Origin of the sequence: Kocuria rhizophila (genome assembly GCF_003667225.1) — a bacterium.
Lineage (GTDB): Bacteria > Actinomycetota > Actinomycetes > Actinomycetales > Micrococcaceae > Kocuria > Kocuria rhizophila.
In genome coordinates, this window is the sequence record NZ_RCOM01000047.1 from 1 (window position 1) to 19,436 (window position 19,436).

At 70.6% G+C, this 19,436-nt stretch carries 17 protein-coding genes and 1 riboswitch; of the genes, 4 read left to right on the plus strand and 13 right to left on the minus strand.

The genetic code is table 11. The features are described from left to right. From D9R02_RS07585 to D9R02_RS07605, 5 genes are all read right to left on the minus strand, one after another. On the minus strand, positions 1–794 hold a 794-nt coding region (locus D9R02_RS07585), incomplete at its 3' end, for a galactokinase (protein ID WP_310793812.1). A gap of 51 nt (positions 795–845) precedes the next feature. Next, complete coding sequence (locus D9R02_RS07590) at positions 846–2,327, minus strand: sugar porter family MFS transporter (protein WP_121566686.1); 1,482 nt, start codon at positions 2,325–2,327, stop codon at positions 846–848. Between the two features lie 234 nt (positions 2,328–2,561). Then, the gene (locus D9R02_RS07595) at positions 2,562–3,527 is read right to left on the minus strand and encodes a GNAT family N-acetyltransferase (protein ID WP_121566687.1); all 966 of its coding nucleotides are present in this window, start codon (positions 3,525–3,527) and stop codon (positions 2,562–2,564) included. A 4-nt stretch (positions 3,528–3,531) separates the two neighbouring features. Beyond that, positions 3,532–4,914: a glycine--tRNA ligase gene (locus D9R02_RS07600; protein ID WP_102613535.1), complete on the minus strand. Its 1,383-nt coding sequence runs from the start codon at positions 4,912–4,914 to the stop codon at positions 3,532–3,534. 337 nt (positions 4,915–5,251) lie between these two features. Then, positions 5,252–6,445 (minus strand): acyl-CoA dehydrogenase family protein, encoded by a 1,194-nt coding sequence (locus tag D9R02_RS07605; protein WP_039101405.1) that lies wholly within the window; start codon positions 6,443–6,445, stop codon positions 5,252–5,254. A gap of 113 nt (positions 6,446–6,558) precedes the next feature. Here D9R02_RS07605 and D9R02_RS07610 point away from each other — a divergent pair, with 113 nt between their 5' ends. Next, the gene (locus D9R02_RS07610) at positions 6,559–7,095 is read left to right on the plus strand and encodes a MarR family winged helix-turn-helix transcriptional regulator (protein ID WP_121242019.1); all 537 of its coding nucleotides are present in this window, start codon (positions 6,559–6,561) and stop codon (positions 7,093–7,095) included. Here the strand turns inward: D9R02_RS07610 and mmsB are convergent. Together mmsB and D9R02_RS07620 are read right to left on the minus strand one after the other, a co-directional pair. Then, positions 7,061–7,993 carry a 3-hydroxyisobutyrate dehydrogenase gene (mmsB, locus tag D9R02_RS07615; protein ID WP_121566688.1) on the minus strand — a complete coding sequence of 311 codons (933 nt, stop codon included), beginning with the start codon at positions 7,991–7,993 and terminating at the stop codon, positions 7,061–7,063. The two genes, D9R02_RS07610 and mmsB, sit on opposite strands and share 35 nt — an antisense overlap. A 174-nt stretch (positions 7,994–8,167) precedes the next feature. Further along, positions 8,168–9,664, minus strand: coding sequence for a CoA-acylating methylmalonate-semialdehyde dehydrogenase (locus tag D9R02_RS07620; RefSeq protein ID WP_121566689.1), 1,497 nt, complete (start codon positions 9,662–9,664; stop codon positions 8,168–8,170). Positions 9,665–9,866: 202 nt separating this feature from the next. On the opposite strand from D9R02_RS07620, the gene D9R02_RS07625 reads away from it, so the two are divergent. Continuing rightward, positions 9,867–10,103: an RNA-binding S4 domain-containing protein gene (locus tag D9R02_RS07625; RefSeq protein WP_019310081.1), complete on the plus strand. Its 237-nt coding sequence runs from the start codon at positions 9,867–9,869 to the stop codon at positions 10,101–10,103. Positions 10,104–10,170: 67 nt separating this feature from the next. On the opposite strand, the gene D9R02_RS07630 is transcribed toward D9R02_RS07625, so the two are convergent. Next, entirely contained in the window at positions 10,171–10,815 is a 645-nt protein-coding gene (locus D9R02_RS07630) for an alpha/beta hydrolase (RefSeq protein WP_102613530.1), read from the minus strand. Positions 10,816–10,886: 71 nt separating this feature from the next. Here D9R02_RS07630 and D9R02_RS07635 point away from each other — a divergent pair, with 71 nt between their 5' ends. Further along, positions 10,887–11,762, plus strand: a complete 876-nt coding sequence (locus D9R02_RS07635) for an SGNH/GDSL hydrolase family protein (RefSeq protein WP_070636322.1) — start codon at positions 10,887–10,889, stop codon at positions 11,760–11,762. Between the two features lie 84 nt (positions 11,763–11,846). On the opposite strand, the gene D9R02_RS07640 is transcribed toward D9R02_RS07635, so the two are convergent. From D9R02_RS07640 to D9R02_RS07655, 4 genes are all read right to left on the minus strand, one after another. Beyond that, positions 11,847–13,076, minus strand: coding sequence for an IS30 family transposase (locus D9R02_RS07640; protein WP_100205790.1), 1,230 nt, complete (start codon positions 13,074–13,076; stop codon positions 11,847–11,849). A gap of 846 nt (positions 13,077–13,922) precedes the next feature. Continuing rightward, positions 13,923–14,732: a GNAT family N-acetyltransferase gene (locus D9R02_RS07645; RefSeq protein ID WP_070636443.1), complete on the minus strand. Its 810-nt coding sequence runs from the start codon at positions 14,730–14,732 to the stop codon at positions 13,923–13,925. Between the two features lie 128 nt (positions 14,733–14,860). After that, positions 14,861–16,087 (minus strand): homoserine O-acetyltransferase MetX, encoded by a 1,227-nt coding sequence (gene metX / locus D9R02_RS07650; protein ID WP_121566690.1) that lies wholly within the window; start codon positions 16,085–16,087, stop codon positions 14,861–14,863. Then, a complete protein-coding gene (locus D9R02_RS07655; protein WP_070636318.1) occupies positions 16,084–17,619 on the minus strand; it encodes a bifunctional o-acetylhomoserine/o-acetylserine sulfhydrylase in 1,536 nt (511 codons plus the stop codon). Before D9R02_RS07655 ends, metX begins: the two co-directional genes overlap by 4 nt. A 74-nt stretch (positions 17,620–17,693) precedes the next feature. Beyond that, positions 17,694–17,813: riboswitch (SAM riboswitch) on the minus strand. A gap of 105 nt (positions 17,814–17,918) precedes the next feature. Between D9R02_RS07655 and D9R02_RS07660 the strand changes: the two genes are divergently transcribed. Beyond that, a complete protein-coding gene (locus D9R02_RS07660; protein WP_047979057.1) occupies positions 17,919–18,557 on the plus strand; it encodes a VOC family protein in 639 nt (212 codons plus the stop codon). A 36-nt stretch (positions 18,558–18,593) separates the two neighbouring features. Here the strand turns inward: D9R02_RS07660 and D9R02_RS07665 are convergent, their stop codons facing one another. Beyond that, positions 18,594–19,358, minus strand: a complete 765-nt coding sequence (locus tag D9R02_RS07665) for a CPBP family intramembrane glutamic endopeptidase (RefSeq protein WP_101888458.1) — start codon at positions 19,356–19,358, stop codon at positions 18,594–18,596. Between the last annotated feature and the right edge of the window lie 78 nt (positions 19,359–19,436).

A 19,436-nucleotide genomic window follows, 5' to 3' on the forward strand; every position in this document is an offset into this window, starting at 1 on the left:
GTGTCCGGGGCGGGCCACGTGAGGCCGGCGGTGGAGGGATCGGCGGGCAGGCGGGCGGCGTCGAAGTCCCGGCAGTCCAGGGCGAGGGTCTCCCCCGCGTGCGAGCGCAGGGACGCGGTCTGGTCCAGCCCGCCCGTGTTGGCGCCCACGATGTGGTTCTCGGCGTCCATGCACGCGCGGGCCAGGGCGCGGCGCAGGCGGTCGTCCGGGGCGTCGTCGCCCGTGGACAGGGAAAACAGTGCGAGCGCGACCGAGCATTCCAGGGCCGCGGAGGACGCGAGCCCGGCGCCGATGGGAACAGTGGAGTCCACCATGAGGTCCGCGCCGAAGTCAGGGGCCAGGGCGAGCCCGGGGACGGCGACGGGGTGGTCCGAGTGGCCCGAGGCCACCCGCTGCATGCCCCACGCGACCCCGGCGGCGTAGCCGAACCAGCCGCCGATCGCGCCGGGGGCGATGTCCGCCACGGAGGTGGTGCGCAGCCGGTGGTCCGCCACGGACTCGTCCGCGTCCTGCAGGGACAGCGCCCGCAGCACGCCGTCCGTGCGCGGTGCCGCGGCAGTGAGCGTGACGTACTGGTGGGCGAAGGGCAGGCACATCCCGCCCGAGTAGTCGATGTACTCCCCCATGAGGTTGGCGCGGCCCGGCGCGGCCCACACGCCCACGGGCGCGCGGCCGTACGCCCGCTCGAAGCGCTCGCTCAGCAGCTCGGCGCGCGCGAGGACGTCCGGCTGGGGCACCCACTGCGGGCACCCGGCTTCCTCCGGCGGGGCGACGACGGCGGGTTCACAGGACACGGACGGTTCCTCACATGATCGGGTGGTGCGGTGGCGACACGCCATTGTCCCCTACGCGGCGCGGAACTGCTCCTCGAGCTCCTCCAGGGTGCGGTCCTTGGTCTCGGGGGCCACGCGGTGCACCCACACGAGCGCCACGAGCTGCAGCGCAACGAAGATCAGCACGGTGTACCCCACGCCCAGGGCGTCCGTGAGCAGGGGGAAGGTCAGCCCCACCACGAAGGTCATCATCCACAGCAACCACGCGCACGCGCCCATTCCCACCCCGCGCACGGACAGCGGGAAGATCTCGGACATGTACAGCCACGTGACCGTCCCGATGCAGCACTGCATGAAGCCCACGAACACCACGATGCACGCGAGGACCGCCCACGCCCGGGCGGGACCGCCCTCCGGGACCAGCAGGTAGACCAGGGCGAAGGCGGTCAGGGACACGATGGTCCCGCAGAGCCCGGTGAGCAGCATGGGCCGACGCCCCACGTGCTTGAGCAGCACCATGGCCAGACCCACGGCGGCGGCACCCACCACGCCCGGGATGATGTTCGCGTAGAACGCGCCGTTGCCCCCGAACCCGGCGTCCTGCAGCACAGTGACCCCGTAGTACTGGATGGCGTTGATCCCGGAGATCTGGTTGATCACTGCCATGCCCGCACCGATACCGAAGATCCGGCGGATCCACGGGACGCGCACCAGGTCCAGGACGCTGGCCGCCGGGCGGTGCGCATCCTGTGCGGCGAGCTCCCGCACCGTGTCCGCCTCCTGCGGCGTGTAGGCGTCCTCCCGGATCCGACGCAGCACGCGCACCATCTCCTCGCCGCGCCCCTTCCGGGCGAGCCAGCGCGGGGATTCCGGCACCACGATCATCCCGATCCACAGCGCCAGGGCGGGCAGCGTGGCGAGCACGAGCATGTAGCGCCACACGTGCGGGACGTGGCCGAACGCCGTCGCCAGTCCCGCGTTGAACACGAACGCGAGCGCCTGCCCGCCCACGATCATCAGCTCGTTCTGGGCGACCACGCGCCCGCGCAGGTGGGCCGGGGCGAGCTCCGCGAGGAACACGGGCACGGTCACCGACGACGCCCCCACGGCGAGTCCCAGCACGGCGCGGAACGCGACGAGCACCCCCACGGAGGGCGCGAGCGCGCACCCGATTGTGGCCACCACGAACACCACGGCGAGCACCATCAGCAGCCGACGCCGCCCGATCCCGTCCGCGAGCCGCCCACCGAACGCGGCGCCCCACGCCGCGCCGAACGGCAGGATGGACGCCACGAGCCCCTCCAGGAACGGGGTCAGCTGCATGTCGGAGACCAGCGAGGGCAGCGCGCCGTTGATCACGCCGGTGTCGTAGCCGAACAGCAGCCCGCCGAACGTGGCCACGGTGGCGATCAGCCGCAGCCGCCCGCTCAGGGGCTGGGCGTCGGGCGCGCCAGTGGGGTGCGGTGCGGCGGCGTCGCCGGAGGGGCCGGCAGCTGCGGATCCGGGCGTGGTGGATCCGGTGTGCTGCGAGGAGTGCGCCTGGGAAGCGGGCATGGAGGTCCTTTCGTCCGTGAACGTCTTACCACGGTCCTCACCGCGGAAAGCACATGCGCGGGGTTGAGGCGCTGCCAGGTGGCAGCCCGGGAGTGCCAGAGGTGGGGCAGGCAGCGCCACGGTGGACACCGCACCGACGTGGGCGGGCCGAGCGCAAGCACAATCCGACACAGCCCGTGGACAGGCGAGAGCCCTCCCACCGCGGGTGCGGCAGGAGGGCTCTCGCGGGCTGTGCTAGTCCAGCACCAGCGTCTCGGCCTCCGTGACCATGCGGGCGACTCCCGCGGCCAGGAGGTTGTCCACCACGCTGACCAGCGGGCCCATGGAGTCGTCCACCTCCAGCTCCACCGGATAGTCGCTCACGAGCAGCGCCAGCAGGGTCTCCAGGGCCGCGCCGGACTGCTCCGGGGTGGCCCCGGCCGCACCGGGCACGTAGCCGAGCAGCACGTCCGCGACCTCGTTCGGCTGCGGCTCGTCGTGCGGGTTGGCCGGGTCGAACGGGCGGTAGCTCACGGCGAACGCCGCGATCGGGCCCTTGCCGTCCGTGCCGTCCACCGTGCGGCGCAGCACCACGGCACCGTAGGCCCCGGCGGTGTCCGAGAGGAACTGCTTGTTGACCGCGCCGATGCTCACGTCCCCCACCGGGTCCCACGCGTGGACCTCCCGGTAGAAGGACTCCACGGCGCGGGTCAGCTCCACGGAGCCGGTCGCGAGGTCCTCCACGGCCTCGGCGTCGGAGCCGTCCGCGTTCTGCCCGAGCGTGGGCGCGGGCAGGGCTCCGGCGTCCACACGCACCACGCGGGAGCGCATGGCGTCGGCGAAGCCCAGGGAGCGGGCGAAGCCCTCCCCCGTGGAGCCCGGGGTCACGCGCGTGCGCAGGGCCTCGACGGGAGCACCCGTCTCACGGGCGGCCGCCCGCAACCGGGACGCCAGCTCCCGCCCGATGCCCTCGCGTCGGTGCTCCGGGGCGACCTCCACGAACAGCCACAGCCGCTGCGGGTGCCACGCGGAGGCGTAGCAGACCCCGGCGGCGACCGGAACGTCGTCGTCCGTGGCCACGAGCGTCACGGCGAACCCGCTCTGGTCCTCGGCACCGAGCCGGGCGCGGAACGCCTGGACGGGCGCGGACTCGGGGTCCGGCCACAGCTCGAGCAGGCGGAGGTCGTCGTCCTCCTGCCAGGGGCGGTAGTCGATGCTCATGCGCTCACTTCTCCAGGCGCTCGGCCAGGTACTGCTGCACGCGGTCCAGGCCCACGCGCTCCTGGGTCATCTCGTCGCGCGAGCGGATGGTCACGGCCTGGTCCTCGAGGGTGTCGAAGTCCACCGTGATGCAGAACGGCGTGCCGATCTCGTCCTGTCGGCGGTAGCGGCGGCCGATGGCCCCGGCGTCGTCGTAGTCGATGTTCCAGCGGCGGCGCAGCTCGGCGTCCAGGTGCTGCGCGGCGGGGCGCAGGTCCTCCTTCTTGGACAGCGGCAGCACGGCGGCCTTGACCGGGGCCAGGCGCGGGTCCAGGCGCAGCACGGTGCGGGTGTCCACTCCGCCCTTGGTGTTGGGTGCCTCGTCCTCCACGTACGCGTCCACCAGGAACGCCATCATGGAGCGGGTCAGCCCGAAGGACGGCTCGATCACGTAGGGGGTGTAGCGCTCGCCGGAGGCCTGGTCGAAGTACTGCATCTTGGTGCCGGAGGCCTCGGTGTGGTTGGTGAGGTCGAAGTCCGTGCGGTTGGCCACGCCCATCAGCTCACCCCACTCGGAGCCCTGGAAGCCGAAGCGGTACTCGATGTCGATGGTGCCGTCCGAGTAGTGCGCGCGGTCGTCCGCGGGGACGTCGTAGCGGCGCATGTTGTCCGGGTTCACGCCCAGGTCCACGAACCAGTTCCAGCACGCCTCGACCCACTCGTCGAAGTACTGCTTGGCCTCGTCCGGGTGGATGAAGTACTCGATCTCCATCTGCTCGAACTCGCGCGTGCGGAAGATGAAGTTGCCCGGGGTGATCTCGTTGCGGAACGCCTTGCCGATCTGCCCGATGCCGAACGGCGGCTTCTTGCGCGCGGCGGTCACCACGTTGAGGAAGTTCACGAAGATGCCCTGGGCGGTCTCCGGGCGCAGGAAGTGCTTGCCCTCCTCGTTGTCCACGGGGCCCAGGAAGGTCTTCATCAGACCGGAGAACTGCTGGGGCTCGGTCCACTTGCCGTCCTGGCCGGTCTCCGGGTCCTTGACGTCCGCCAGGCCGTTGACCGGGGGGTGGCCGTGCTTGGCCTCGTACGCCTCCAGCAGGTGGTCCGCACGGTAGCGCTTGTGGGTGTGCAGGGACTCCACCAGGGGGTCGGTGAACGTCTCCACGTGCCCGGAGGCCTGCCACACCGCGGACGGCAGGATGATCGAGGAGTCCAGCCCCACCATGTCCGCGCGGCCGCGCACGAAGGTCTGCCACCACTCGCGCTTGATGTTCTCCTTCAGCTCCGCACCCAGCGGACCGTAGTCCCACGCGGAGCGCGAACCCCCGTAGATCTCACCCGCCTGGAACACGAAGCCCCGGCGCTTGGCCAGGGAGATGACATTGTCCAGGGTGGATTTCGGGGCCATGCGGTCTCACTTCCGTTTCTCGCGCGGAGCCGCGGGGGCTCGCGCGTGGGGATCGGTGGGCTCAGGCTCTCGACCCGCACGGGGAGAGCCGTTCCGCTCCAGGGTAGCGAGGTTCCGCAGGCCGGACCTAACCCCCGCGCACGACGACGCCGCACGGCCGGCGTGCCCGCGCACCGCACGGTCCCGCGCGCCTCACCTCGCCGCCCCGCCCTCGCAGCATGCCCTCGGAACAGGGCACCCCGGCGCGCAGGGGGATCGCGCGGCCCGGGGCGGTTGCGCCGGTGAGGGCGGGGGCGGGCGCCGGACCCGGCCCAGCGGCGTCGTCCCCGGCGCGCCGCTACGAGACGAACGCTGAGACGCCCGTGAGCGCGCGACCCACGATCAGCGAGTTGATGTGGTAGCTGCCCTCGTACGTGTGGATGGCCTCGATGTCCGCCATGACCTTGGCGATCCCGTAGTGGCTGAGCAGGCCGTTGCCGCCCAGGGCGTCCCGGGCCTGGGACGCGCTCTGGCGGGCCAATCGCGTGGCGGTGGACTTGGCCAGGGCGGCCTGCATCATCTGCAGGTCGTCCGCCTCCTGCACGCGGGTCACCTGGGCCATGAGCCCCGAGCAGGCGGCAAGGTTGCCGGCCGCCTCCGCGATGACCTGCTGCACCAGCTGGAAGCTCGCGAGCGGCTTGCCGAACTGGATCCGCTCGATTGCATAGTCGCGCACGATGTCGAACACGGCCATCTGGGCGCCGACCGCCTGCCAGCCGACCCACGCGCGGGAGTCCTTGAGCAGTCCGTTGGCCGCGGAGAAGTCCTCGGCACCGGGCAGCAGGGCGTCCGCGGGCAGCCGCAGGTCCGTGAGCTCGATGTCCGCGTTCTGCATGATCCGCAGCCCGATCTTGTGCTCGATCTTGGACGCCGTGTACCCCGGCAGGGAGGTGTCCACCGCAAAGCACTTGATGCGGCCGTCCGCGGTGTCCCGGGCCCACACGAGCGCGAGGTCCGCCACCGTGCCCAGCCCGATCCAGCGCTTGCGGCCGTTGAGCACCCAGCCGTCGCCGTCACGGGTGGCCGTGGTGGCCAGCCCGCCCGCGATGTCCGAGCCGTGGTCCGGCTCCGTGAGGCAGAACGCGCCGAGCCGCTCGAGCTTCATGAGCCCCGGCAACCACGTCTCCTGCTGCTCCGGGGAGCCGAACGCGGCAATGGTGCCCACGATCAGCTCGTTGTGGATGCCCAGCAGTGCGGAGAGGGAGATGTCTGCGCGGGCGATCTGCGCGTGCACCAGCCCCTGGAACAGCCGCGAGGACCCGTCCTGGGCCACCTGCCCCAGACCGAGCTCCGCGAGCGCCGGCAGCAGGTGGCGCGGCAGCTCCTCCTTGTTCCACGCGTCCACGCTCTGGTGCCGCACCTCAGCCTGCAGGTGCTCCGTGATGGCGTGCAGCCGCTCGCGCTCGGACTCGGGCAGCTGGCGCTCCAGGTGCAGGAGGTCGGGGCCCGGGAGGGAGCGGGGGGCGCGCGGGGATGCTGCGGCTGAGGTCATGGTCCTGTTCCTAAGGTGGTGGGCAGGTCAATAGTGGTGCGCCCGACTATAACGCAGGCATGTATTTTCGTATGGTCCCGATCACGCCCCCCGCGCGCCCCTAGACTGTGCCCATGCCCCAGAACCAGCCGCTCAACAGGGACCCCATTGCGGAAGCACAGCGCAACTGGGAGCGCAGGGGCTGGACCGAGGCCGCGGGCCCGATGGCCGCGGTGACCTCGATCATGCGGGCCCAGCAGATCCTGCTGGGCCGGGCAGACCGGATTCTCAAGCCCTTCCGGCTGACGTTCTCGCGCTACGAGGTGCTCGCCCTGCTGAGCTTCGCGCGAGAGCACAAGATGCTCATGAAGCGGGCCAGCGCCCTGCTGCAGGTGCACCCCACGTCCATCACCAACGCGGTGGACCGGCTGGAGGACGCCGGGCTGGTGCGCCGGGAACCTGTCAGCACCGACCGACGGGCGGTGAACGTGGCGCTCACCCCCACCGGCCTGGACGTGGTGGGCCGGGCCACACGGGCGCTGAACGAGCAGCTCTTCCTGGACACCGGCCTCGCGGCGCACGAGGTGGAGGCGGTCGTGGCGGCACTGAGCGGGCTCCGTGCCCGCGAGGGAGACTTCACCCCTCCCGAGAATCCTCCCGCAGCGTCGTAATGATCTCGGAGAAGTCCTTGCCCGCGTGGCCGTCCGCCACGAAACGGTTGTAGAGCTCCGCCGCAAGACGCCCCATGGGCGCGGTGGCACCGGTCTGCTCCAGTGCGGTGGCCGCGAGGTTGAGGTCCTTGGCCATCAGCGCGCCGGCAAAACCGGGCTCGTAGTCGTTGTTGGCGGGGCTCGTGGGCACGGGCCCGGGAACGGGGCAGTTGGTGGTCAGCGCCCAGCACTGGCCCGAGGCGTTGGAGACCACGTCGTACAGCGCCTGGTGCTCCAGGCCCAGCTTCTCCGCGAGCACGAACGCCTCACTGACCGCCACCATGGACACGCCCAGGACCATGTTGTTGCAGATCTTCGCGGCCTGGCCCATGCCGTTGCCGCCGCAGTGCACCACGCGCGCGCCCATGATCTCCAGCAGGGGCCGCACGCGCTCGAAGACCTCGTCCGGTGCACCCACCATGAACGCGAGCGTCCCGGCGGTGGCACCCACCACTCCCCCGGAGACCGGGGCGTCCGCGGCGGTGAACCCCTTCTCCTGCGCCAGGGCCGCAGCCTCCTGCGCCTCGGAGATGTTGATGGTGGAGCAGTCCAGGAACGTGGCCCCGGCGGGTGCCGCGGCCAGCAGACCCTCGCCGCCGCCGGCCCCCGTGTAGGCGTCCTTCACGTGCTGCCCGGACGGGAACATGGTGATGACCACCTGCGCCTGGCGCACGGCGTCCTCCGGGGTCTCCGCCACGGTGAGGCCCTGCTCGCGGGCGGCATCCATGGCGGCGGGCACCACGTCGAAGGCGGTCACGGACACCCCGGCCTTCACCAGGTTCACGGCCATGGGTCCACCCATGTGGCCCAGGCCCAGGAAGGCGACGGTGGGGAGCTGCTGGCTGGTGGTCTCGCTCATGAGATTCCTCGCTCCAGGGGTGGCGGTGGCTCCGCGCGTCGCGGAGTCACGGGAATGCGGGAGTGCCGGAGTGCTGGGACTCCGCCGGGCGTCGTCGTGCGGGGCCCGGCGGCGGGGCGGGACTGCGGGGCGCGGCGGCGTCGTACGGCGTGGCGCACGACGACGCCGCGCGGCTCAGCTGCCGGCGGGCATCACGAAGCTCGCGCCCTCCTTGGTCCCGGAGGGCCAGCGCGTGGTGACGGTCTTGGTCTTGGTGTAGAACTTCAGCCCGTCCGTGCCGTGCTGGTTGAGGTCCCCGAAGCCCGAGGCCTTCCAGCCGCCGAAGGTGTAGTAGGCGATCGGCACGGGGATGGGGACGTTCACGCCCACCATGCCCACCTCCACGCGGGTGGTGAAGTCCCGGGCCGTGTCCCCGTCGCGGGTGAAGATGGCCACGCCGTTGCCGTACTCGTGCTCGCTGGGCAGGCGCAGGGCCTCCTCGTAGTCCGCGGCACGTGCGATGCACAGCACCGGGCCGAAGATCTCCTCGCGGTAGATGCTCATGTCCGTGGTGACGTGGTCGAACAGGGTGGCGCCCACCCAGAACCCGTTGGGGTGCCCGTCCACGGTGGCGCCGCGGCCGTCCACCACGAGCTCCGCGCCCTCCTTCTCGCCCGCGGCGATGTAGGACTCGATGCGCTCCTTGGCCTGGGCGCTGACCACGGGACCGAAGTCCGAGGACGGCTCCAGGGACGGGCCGAGCGTGAGCGTGGCGATCCGCTCCTCAAGCAGCGCGCGTAGCCTGTCCGCGGTGGCCTCCCCCACGGGGACGGCCACGGAGATGGCCATGCAGCGCTCGCCGGCGGAGCCGAAGGCCGCGCCGATCAGAGCATCAGCAGCCTGCTCGAGGTCCGCGTCCGGCATGATCACCATGTGGTTCTTGGCGCCGCCGAAGCACTGCGCCCGCTTGTTCTGCGCGGCCGCCGCGCTGTAGATGGACTGGGCGATGGGCGTGGAGCCCACGAAGCCGATGGCCCGCACACGCGGATCCTCGATCAGAGCGTCCACGGCGGTCTTGTCACCGTGGACCACGTTCAGCGCACCCGCGGGCATGCCCGCCTCGAGCGCCAGCTCCGCGAGACGCACGGGCACGGAGGGGTCCCGCTCGGAGGGCTTGAGCACGAAGGTGTTGCCCGCGGCGAGCGCGATGCCCGCCTTCCACAGCGGAATCATGGCGGGGAAGTTGAACGGGGTGATCCCCGCGACCACGCCGAGGGGCTGGCGCAGCGAGTGGACGTCGATGCCCGTGCCCGCACCGCTGGAGAACTCGCCCTTGAGCAGGTGCGGCGCACCTGCCGCGAACTCCACGACCTCCACGCCGCGCTGGATGTCTCCCTTCGCGTCCGGGAAGGTCTTGCCGTGCTCGTTGGAGAGCAGGGTGGCCAGCTCGTCCATGTTCTCGGTGATCAGGTCCACCCACTTCAGCAGGATCCGCGCGCGGCGCTGAGCGTTGAGCCCGGACCACTGCGGGAACGCCTCCTCGGCGGCGGTCACGGCCTGCGCGACCTCTTCCGCGGATGCCAGCGGCACCTGGGCGCTCACCGCGCCCTCCACGGGGTTGTAGACGTCCTGCGTGCGACCGGAGTCGCCCGGAGTCTTTCGGCCCTCGACGAAGTGGGGAACGAGTGTCATGGCTTCTCCTGGTGATGGTGGGAGGGTGTGATGCACGTCTCCCCCGAACGTATCCCCAGTTCATTGGACGTGCAACTACTTGGGGGCACGACGCCGCCCAGGTGCGTTTCCGTCCCTCCTCACCCCACCCCGCCCAGGCACGTTCGGGCACCGGGCGGCGTTCCCGGCGATCCGCCCCGGGCACGCCTGAGACAATGGACGCATGAGCGACACTGCGTATGAAGAGATGCCCATCCGGGACCAGATGATCCGCCTGGGGCAGGCGTTGAAGCTGGCCAACCTGGCCGAGGACGGCCACCACGCGAAGACCCTGGTGTCCGAGGGCGCGGTGCAGGTCAACGGTGCCGTGGAGACCCGCCGGGGCGCGCAGCTGCACCCCGGGGACGTGCTGGCGGTCCCGGGCTCCGGCATGCCGCCCGTGCGCATCGTCAGCGCGTAGAGCGCTCCGGCGCCCCCCACCGCAGTGGGTGCGCCGGAGCGGACGATAAGTCGGGTGACCGGCGTGCTCAGTCCGTGAGTGCCCGCAGGTACTCCGACACGTGGGACAGCTCCTGGGGTGAGACCCCGTGACCGATCCCCCGGTACTGCACCTTGGTGGCGTCCGCGTGCTGCTGGGCCCACTCGGCGGTGCGGTCCACCAGGGCGGGCGGGATCACCGGGTCCTCGGGGTCGCGGCCCCAGAACAATCGCAGGGGCTCCTCGCGCAGGGCGTCGTCGTGGAAGAAGTTGGCCTGGGCGTCGTCGTCCGCCACCGGGACCACGAAACCGGACAGCCCCACCACCGCGTCCACGAGGTCCGGGGCGTGGCGGGCCACCGTGGTGGCGATCGCCATCCCCTGGGAGAAGCCGAGCAGGATCACGTGCGTGTGCTGCAGGGACTCGTCCCGCAGCCACTGCACCACGGGCTCGGCGGCGGCCACCACGGCGTCCGTGGTGAAGCCGAGCTCGGAGGACAGCGGGAACCACTGGAAGCCCGCGCCCGCGCGCTGCGGTGCCCGCACGGAGGCCACGGTGAACCCGTCCGGGAGGGACGCGCTCAGGGCCATGAGGTCTCCCTCGTGGGAGCCGTAGCCGTGGAACATCACCACCAGGGGCGTGCCGGTGCGGTCGGCTTCGTCGTTGTTCCAGATCACGTGGGGTGCTTGTGCCATGGCCCCATCCTCACACGCTCCCGTGACGGACCATGACGGCGCCGCCCAGGAATACGTGTTAGTAATTTCCTATGGATGAGAGCACCGCGCCCCGGACCACGTCTCCCGATCCCACCGCCGAGTCCCCCGCCGAGCCCCTGCACCCGTGGCACCGGATGGTGTCCATGGGCGACTCGTTCACCGAGGGCGTGGGCGATCCCGACGACACCGTCCCCGGCGGGTTCCGGGGCTGGGCGGACCGCATGGCCGAGGAGCTCGCCCGCACCACCGACGACTTCGCCTACGCCAACCTGGCCATCCGCGGGCGCCTCTTCCAGCCCATCGTGGACGAGCAGCTGGAGCCGGCGCTCGAGCTGACACCGGATCTCGTGACCATCAGCGCCGGCGGCAACGACATGCTCCGCCCCGGCGCGGACCCGGACGACATCGCCTCCCGGCTGGACACCGTGATCGAGCAGATCGCCGCGACCGGCGCCACCGTGGTCATGTTCGATGCCCCGGACATCGGCAACACCCCCGTGATGCGCAGCATCCGCGGCCGCGTGGCCATCTGGAACGAGAACGTGCGCACGGTGGCCGCCCGCCACGACGCCGTGCTCGTGGACCTGTGGGGGCTGAACCAGCTGAGCGACCCCCAGATGTGGGCCCCCGACCGCCTGCACTTCTCCCCGCTGGGCCACCAGCTCATCGCGTGCGAGGCCCTGGACTGCCTGGGTGTGGACCACGGGCTCACCCCCGACCACCCCGAGGAGCGCCCCGCACGCAACTGGCGTCAGGCCCGCCGGGACGACATGGTCTGGGCCCGCAAGTACTTCGTCCCGTGGGTGGGCCGCCGCATCCGCCGCCGCAGCTCCGGGGACTACATCACCGCCAAGCGCCCCGCGTTCGGCCAGGCCACGATCCCCGGCGCGGGCGAGGAGATCCCCCAGCAGGCCGAGGAGGCCTGAGCCCTCCCGCTCTGCTCCACCACACGACGACGGCGCCCGCTCCCCTCCCGGGCGGTTTCTAGGGGTCCTCGCAACACCTGATGGTTATGTGGTTGTCAGTAGATCACGCAGACGCTCGGCTGGGGTATCCCAGTTGAGCGTTTTGCGTGGGCGTGCGTTGAGTTCCTGTGAGACGTGCTCGAGGTCCTGCGGGCTGTAAGGCCGAAGGTCGGTGCTCTTGGGGAAGTACTGACGCAACAGGCCGTTGGTGTTCTCGTTGCTACCGCGCTGCCATGGTGAGTGGGGGTCGCAGAAGTACACCGGCACCCCTGTCGCGACCGTGAATTGTTTGTGCCGTGCCATCTCGCATCCCTGGTCCCAGGTCAGTGAGCCCCGCAGGTGTGCGGGCAACGTGGTGATCAGCGCTGTGAGCACATCTCGGACTTCCTCGGCGCTGTGGCCACCGGGCAGGTGCCCCAGCAGAACGTAGCGAGTGGAACGCTCGACCAAGGTGAGGATCGCCGAGGCGCTGCCGGGGCCCACGATGAGATCGCCTTCCCAGTGCCCGGGCACGGCCCGGTCCTCGACCTGCGGTGGGCGGTCGGAGATCATCACCATGTGATCAACGAACCGCGAGGTGCGTTGATCAGGATGTTTGTGGGGCTTGCGGCGGGTCCGGCCGGTGCGCAGCGCGGCTGCGACCTCCCGTTTCAGACCGCCACGGGCCTGGAGGTAGAGGGCCTGATAGATAGTCTCGGGACTCACTCGCATGCTCTCATCGTCGTGGAACTCTTTGACCAGAGTGTGACTGATCTGCTCCGGAGACCACCGCAGCATGAGCTTGTCCTGGACGTAGTCCCGCAGCCGGGAAGGCAGGCAGAGCTTGGGTTTCTTCGGCCGGGGCCGAGATGCTGCCCAGCCACGCTGAGCGGCATACGGCTGGTACGCCCCGTCCACTGAACGGGCATCGAGCTCGCATTTGATCGTCGAGGCCGGCCTGCCCAACGTTCGGCCGATCGCACGCAAGCTGTGGCCAGCACGGTGCAGGTCAGCGATCACTTCCCGGTCCTTCAGCGTGAGGAAGCGGGGATCTAGTTGGGCTTCCAGAGCTGGTAGCGCAGGACCCGCGAGGAGTGTGGTCATACCGGTGTTGTAGTCCACCCGGCGGCCATCTGGATAGATGCGGACATGGCCCGTGTGTTTGATGCCGCGGTCCCATTCCTGCGCGGTGCGCTCATGGACTCCGACGATGGCTACCGCTTCACGCCGCGAGAGGCCTCCGGCCCTGAGCTGAAAGTACTCGTCCTTCCGCGGGTGCGGCCCGGTGCTGGGGATCCCGCGACCACGGATCCCTGCTTTACGTGCCCAGCCGTATGCGGTATTCCGGTTCACACCAACATCGCGAGCAGCCACTGTGATGCTGCCATCCCCACGTTCCAGCGCCTGGAAAAACGCCACCTTCAACTCATCTGACAACACGATCCCCGCAACTCCCTGAAATTCAGGGTGCTGCGGGGATCGCTAGAACCCACCTCCGGGGTGCGGGTGCCGTATTTTGTGGCCGCGCCCGGCGAAACCAGCTCGTTGGACGCCCGGCAACCGCCGACGGCCACCCGCATGGGCGGTCACCTTATCCATCCGCAGACGGTACAAGGCCGGCGGGAGCCGTTCACAGCGAGAAATATGAAGTCGGAATTACATTCCGGCTACACTGGTAAGCAATGACCCGAAAACTACACGAGGCGGGTGGAAAGACGGGATCGGCGGCATATGGTCGTGGGACGTCCGAGAACAACCTTGACGGAAGCCCACTCGGGCACGACCACAGGCGAACCGAACGGCTCAGGATACTGCTTGTACCTCTTTCCGTCGGCGTGGCCGTATTTTTAGTGGCACGCATTATGTTCCAGCCCTTCGGAGACCATTTCGCCCTCCTCCCCTTGCCCCTGTCGCTTCTTGTCGTTATTTTGGTGCGGAACTCGATATGTCGCCGCGGCCATAGTGCCGCGGCAGGAGAACAGGAACGGCGGGAGCAGCCGGTCGTTGTGCACCGATTCGACTGAGGTCGCTCGCTGGCGATATCACCAGTAACGCCGGGATTCCTCTCAAGTGGGGACTGCGCATACACGGACTGCGTTAGCAGCCGTAGCGTGGATGATGGCAAGGGCATGCCCACCGCGGTCAGGGGCAGGCACGGGTGGCTGACCGTACCGTGGTGAGGGGAAGCAGGCCTGCCCGTTCCAAAATGGGCCGCGAGTACTCGCTGCAGTCGACGTGGATCAGTGTCCGCCCTCGGTGCCGGGCCGAGCGGGCCCGCTGGACCACCAGGGCTCGGTACAGCCCGCGCCCGCGATGGCCTCCGAGGCACGCGCCGCCCCACAGTCCTGCGAAGTCGGTTCGCTCCGGGAACTCGGAGCGGCCGGAGCACACCACGTGGCCGTCCTCATCACGTACCACCCACATCTCGAACGATTCAGGGGCGCTGCGCCACCGCTCGACCAGCTCGTCTTCCTGCAGTCGCATCCTTTCCGGGGAGTCCCCAAAAACCCGACCAGCAAGATTCTCCGCTTCTCGCAATGACGCTTCCGTTACCGCTCGTTCCACCGTGTAGCCACGAAGCTGCTCCGGGCCGGCGGCCGCGGAGATGAGCACATCCGCCTCGCCCGCCATGACCGTCTCCGGTTCTCCGAGAGCGAATCCGTGGTGCTGAAGCGTGGCGACCAGGGAGGGCAGGCGGTCATGTGCTCGGGTTTTCCACGAGATGTGGTCCACCCGAGAGTCCGAGGCGAACTTGGAAACCACACTGGCTATCAGGTCATCCAGTTCTGATTCGGCCGTGGGAAACGGGGCATGGGTGACGAATGCTCGGTGACGCTCAGGAAAGACCGCAGCGAGGACGGGACCGATCTTCACCACGACGGGCGCGTCGGCCACTTCAGCCGCGCCACGCAGCTGCGAGTCATAGGCGGCAAGGAGTGTCTGGGGCTGCATGTGGGAGAGCATGACACTGGACTCCCACCATGGCAACGGGCCTGCATCCGTTGGCACGCCCCCGCGGGATGACATGAACGTCATGCAGCCCATGCCATCCCCCGCCAGTCTTCGAGCCGCCCGCCAGCTCAGTCCCGCAGCACCGTGGCCCGCAGCAGCCGGCCCACCTGCGGGGTCTCCAGCAGGAAGCCGTCGTGACCGCTCGGTGAGGTGATGGTGTGCACCTCGTGCTCACCCGGCAGTGTGGCCGCGAGCTCGGCGGACTCCTCGGGCGGGAACAGCCGGTCCGAGTCCACCGCCGCCACGAGCCACTCGCAGCGGGTGCGGGCGAGGGCATGCCGGAGGCTGCCGCGGCCCCGGGCGACATCGTGGGACATCAGCGTCTCGTTGACACTGAGGTACGCGTTCGCGTCGAAACGGGTCACGAGCTTGAGCGCCTGGTGGTCCAGGTAGCTCTCCACCCGGTAGCGCCCCCGGTCCACGGTGCGGTGCGGGCGAGCAGCACCCCAGCCGCCCCGGGGACCGGTGGCGTCCGCGATCCCGGCGTCGTCCCCCGACGCGCTTCCGCCCTGCGCCTCCCGGCCGAAGCGCGCAGCGAGCTCGTGCGCGCTGCGGTAGGTGATGTGCGCGATCCGCCGCGCGAGGCCGAGTCCTTCGGCGGGGTGCGGGCCTCCGTAGTAGTCCCCGCCGCGGAAGTGCGGGTCCTGCCGGATCGCGAGCGCCTGGGTGCGGCCCCACGCGAGCTGCTCAGCACTGACCCGGGCGTTCGCGGCGATCACCGCGCACGCCGCCACCCGCTCCGGGTGGCACACCGCCCACTCCAGCGCGCGGGCACCGCCCATCGAACCGCCCACCACGAGCCGCCACCGCCGGATCCCGAGCCGGTCCGCGAGCCGCGCCTCCGCGGCCACGGTGTCCCGCACGGTGACGCGTGGGAAGCGCGAGCCCCACGGTGCGGCGTCCGGCGCGAGGCTCGCCGGGCCGGTGCTGCCGTGGCAGCCGCCCAGGATGTTCGCGCACACCACGAACCAGCGGGTGGTGTCGATGGCCGCTCCCGGTCCGATGAGCCCGTCCCACCAGCCGCCGGTGTCCGCCGCGACACGGTGCCCGGCCATGTCGAAGGGCGCTGTGTCCCCGTACCCCACGGCCGTGCCGCGCGCCGCGTGCGAGTCGCCCGTGAGCGCGTGCTCGACCAGCACCGCGTTGGAGCCGTCCGGGGCCAGCTCACCCCACGTCTCGTAGGCCAGGCGCACGTCCGGCAGCCGGAACCCGGACTCCAGGGTGAGCTCCCCGATCTCTGCGGCCCGCACCACACCGTCCCGGCGCACCGCCGGGGCTGTCTGCACCACGGTCATGCCGCGGGCTCGGCGGCCACGTCCGCACGCGCCGTCGACGACGCCGCAGGGCCGCCTTCCGCGCCGGTCCCGGCAGCCGCGGCGGGCTCCGCACCGGCGTCCGCGATCGGCTCCATGCTTCCCAGGGGCCGGTCCGCCGGTGAGGTCGCCGGGTCCCGATCGCCCCGCTCGTGGGTCGACTCCTGGGTGCCCGGTGCCGCGGCCACCGCTGCGAACCCCGCTTCCAGGTCCGCCAGGATGTCCTCGATCCCCTCGGTGCCCACCGAGAGCCGCACGAAGCCCGGCTCCACGCCCGCCGCGAGCTGCTCGTCCTCGGAGAGCTGCGCGTGCGTCGTCGACGCCGGGTGGATCACCAGGGACCGCACGTCCCCGATGTTCGCCACGTGGGAGTGCAGGCTCAGCGCGTCCACGAACGCGATCCCCGCCTCCTTGCCGCCCTCCAGCACGAAGCCGAGCACGGAACCCGCCCCGCGCGGTGCGTACTTCCGCGCGCGCTCGTGCCACGGCGAGGACGGCAGCCCCGCGTAGGACACCGAGCGCACCTCGGGGCGGGACTCGAGCCACTCGGACACCCGCTGGGCGTTGGCCACGTGGCGCTCCACGCGCAGGGACAGGGTCTCGATCCCCTGCTCGATGAGGAACGCGTTGAACGGGGAGATGGACGTGCCCAAGTCCCGCAGCAGCTGCACCCGGGCCTTCAGGACGTAGGAGAGGTTCACGCCGAAGGCGCCGTCCGCGCCCAGGTCACGGGCGTACACCAGACCGTTGTAGGTGGGGTCCGGCTGGTTGAAGCCCGGGAACCGCTCCGGGTCCGCGCCGTAGTCGAAGCGCCCGGCGTCCACGATGAACCCACCGATCGCGGTGCCGTGCCCGCCCAGGAACTTGGTGCCCGAGTGCAGCACGATGTCCGCGCCCCACTCGATGGGCCGCACCAGGTACGGGGTGGCCACTGTGTTGTCCACGATCAGCGGCACCCCGGCCTCGTGGGCGATCCCGGCAACGGTCTCCACGTCCAGGACGTCGTTGCGGGGGTTGGGGATCATCTCCCCGAAGAACGCCACGGTGGTGGGGCGCACGGCGTCCCGCCACTGCTGGGGGTCGTCCGGGTCCGCCACGAAGGTGGTCTCCACGCCCAGGCGCGGCAGCGTGTGCTTGAGCAGGTTGTAGGAGCCGCCGTAGAGGGACGGGCTGGCCACCACGTGCGTTCCCGCTCCGCCCAGGTTGAGCACCGCGAGCGTGGCCGCGGCCTGCCCGGAGGAGACCATCAGGGCTCCCACCCCGCCCTCCAGCGAGGCGAGGCGCTTCTCCACCACCTCGGTGGTGGGGTTGGTCAGGCGGGAGTAGATGGGGCCCATGTCCTGCAGCGCGAAGCGCGCGGCGGCCGTGTCCGCATCCGGGAACACGAAGGACGAGGTCTGGTGGATGGGCAACGCCCGCGAACCCGTCACGGGGTCGGGGTTCTGGCCCGCGTGGATCTGGCGGGTCTCGAACGCCCAGTCCTGGGAGTTGTCGGGGGTGGGTGCAGTGCTCATGGCCGTGCTCCTTCTCGGAAGGATCAGGGGCCAGGCGACCGTCCGCACGGTGCCCGTACGAACGGGCGACCGGTGGCCCGCGCTTGCCGTGGACGTCGGACGACGTCACGGCCAGGTCTTCACCCAGGGCACCCCGCCGCGGTAGGGAGGGTTGCCGGTCAGCAAGCTGGGGCTTGGCGCTGACTCTCGTGACCTAGACCTCAAGTGTGGGAACCGGGGGGCCGCCGCGTCAAGTTCGGTGTCCGTAGTGTTGCCCCCGCCGATTTGGACCCCCGTGTGACGGGTGCCACCATGACTGCATGAAGCTGGACCACGTTTCCTTCGCAGCGCAGCCGGACGGGCTGGAGGCCACCACCGAGCGGATAGCGGACCGCCTGGGGATCGAGCCCGTGAAGGGCGGCGTGCACCCCCGGTTCGGCACGCAGAACATGATCCTGCCGCTCACGGACCACCAGTACGTGGAGGTCGTGACCGTCCTGGAGCACCCCGCCGCGGACAAGGCGCCGTTCGGTCAGGCCGTCCGCGCGCGTTCGGAGGCTGGCGGCGGCTGGCTCGGGTGGGTCGTGGAGGTCCCGGACCTCGCCCCGTTCGAGCAGAAACTGGGCCGCCCCTCCGTGCCGGGCGGCCGGATCTTCCCGGACGGCCGCCGCCTGGACTGGCACCAGATCGGCGTCAAGGGCCTGATCGCGGATCCGCAGCTGCCGTTCATGATCCACTTCGACTCCGCGGACGAGATGCACCCCTCCCAGGCGCGGCTCACGGACGTCCGGCTGACCGGCATGGACATCGCCGGCTCCCCCGAGCGCGTCACGGACTGGCTCGGTGGCCCTGTGGAGGACGTCCTGCGCTCGGTGGACGTCACGTGGTCCGCTCCCCACGGCACGCCCGGTCTCATGGCGGTCACCTTCGGCACGCCGGACGGGCCCGTCACCATCTGATCCGGCGGGGCACGACGCCGCCACCCACCCAGGCGGTCAGCCCGCCAGGAGCTGCGGTGCGAGGAAGCCGACTGCGTCCAGCAGGAAGTGCGCGACCAGAAGCGGCATCACACGCCCGTACCGGCGGTAGCACCACACGAACACGAGCCCCATGACCAGGTTGCCCAGCGCCGGTCCCACCCCCTGGTACAGGTGGTAGCTCGCCCGGAGCACCGAGGACACGATCGCCACCGTCCACCACGAGCGGCCCAGCCGCCGCATCCGTTCCGCGAGGAACGCCACCACGATGATCTCCTCCACGAGCGCGTGCCGCAGGGCGGTGAGCAGCAGCAGCGGAACCGTCCACCACGTGTTCTCCAGGGTGGACGTGGTGATCTCCGCCGTGATCCCGAGCGCCCGCCCGGCCTGGTAGAGCACGAGGGTCCCACCGCCCATCACGGCGAACAGCGCGAGGCCCCGGGCGGCGTCGTGCCCCGGGCGGCGCGCGTCCGCACCGATGCCGCGCAGGACCGCGGGGATGCGGGAGGTGGTTCCCGCCAGGAACCACAGGGCGAGCACCACGGGCACGATTGCGAAGCAGATGCTGGTGAGGCGCCGCAGCGCGTCGATCACCGGAACCGGGCTGAGGGGCTGGTTGAGCGTGGTGGAGCTCTCCGCGATCGAGGACTGCACCGCCATCTCCACGAGGTCCAGCACCGAGTACACCGCGGAAGCGCCCAGGGACACCCCGAGCACCAGCAGGATCTGCATGCGGAGGTCGGCGCGCGGCACACGGGGCGAGGTGTCGAGGGAGGCGATCACCCCACCATTGTGCGTGGTGCACCCGGACAGCCCCGCGAGCGACCTCGGTAGGGTGAACCCATGCACCCCGCCCCGGAC

What these genes read in the sequence shown, in the direction of transcription:
- D9R02_RS07620 (WP_121566689.1), bottom strand. Translation starts at nt 9,664, where the DNA reads ATGACACTCGTTCCCCACTTCGTCGAGGGCCGAAAGACTCCGGGCGAC.
- D9R02_RS07625 (WP_019310081.1), top strand. Translation starts at nt 9,867, where the DNA reads ATGAGCGACACTGCGTATGAAGAGATGCCCATCCGGGACCAGATGATC.
- D9R02_RS07610 (WP_121242019.1), top strand. Translation starts at nt 6,559, where the DNA reads ATGCCCCAGAACCAGCCGCTCAACAGGGACCCCATTGCGGAAGCACAG.
- D9R02_RS07590 (WP_121566686.1), bottom strand. Translation starts at nt 2,327, where the DNA reads ATGCCCGCTTCCCAGGCGCACTCCTCGCAGCACACCGGATCCACCACG.
- D9R02_RS07655 (WP_070636318.1), bottom strand. Translation starts at nt 17,619, where the DNA reads ATGAGCACTGCACCCACCCCCGACAACTCCCAGGACTGGGCGTTCGAG.
- D9R02_RS07635 (WP_070636322.1), top strand. Translation starts at nt 10,887, where the DNA reads ATGGATGAGAGCACCGCGCCCCGGACCACGTCTCCCGATCCCACCGCC.
- D9R02_RS07605 (WP_039101405.1), bottom strand. Translation starts at nt 6,445, where the DNA reads ATGACCTCAGCCGCAGCATCCCCGCGCGCCCCCCGCTCCCTCCCGGGC.
- D9R02_RS07630 (WP_102613530.1), bottom strand. Translation starts at nt 10,815, where the DNA reads ATGGCACAAGCACCCCACGTGATCTGGAACAACGACGAAGCCGACCGC.
- metX (WP_121566690.1), bottom strand. Translation starts at nt 16,087, where the DNA reads ATGACCGTGGTGCAGACAGCCCCGGCGGTGCGCCGGGACGGTGTGGTG.
- D9R02_RS07600 (WP_102613535.1), bottom strand. Translation starts at nt 4,914, where the DNA reads ATGGCCCCGAAATCCACCCTGGACAATGTCATCTCCCTGGCCAAGCGC.
- mmsB (WP_121566688.1), bottom strand. Translation starts at nt 7,993, where the DNA reads ATGAGCGAGACCACCAGCCAGCAGCTCCCCACCGTCGCCTTCCTGGGC.
- D9R02_RS07645 (WP_070636443.1), bottom strand. Translation starts at nt 14,732, where the DNA reads ATGCAGCCCCAGACACTCCTTGCCGCCTATGACTCGCAGCTGCGTGGC.
- D9R02_RS07595 (WP_121566687.1), bottom strand. Translation starts at nt 3,527, where the DNA reads ATGAGCATCGACTACCGCCCCTGGCAGGAGGACGACGACCTCCGCCTG.
- D9R02_RS07660 (WP_047979057.1), top strand. Translation starts at nt 17,919, where the DNA reads ATGAAGCTGGACCACGTTTCCTTCGCAGCGCAGCCGGACGGGCTGGAG.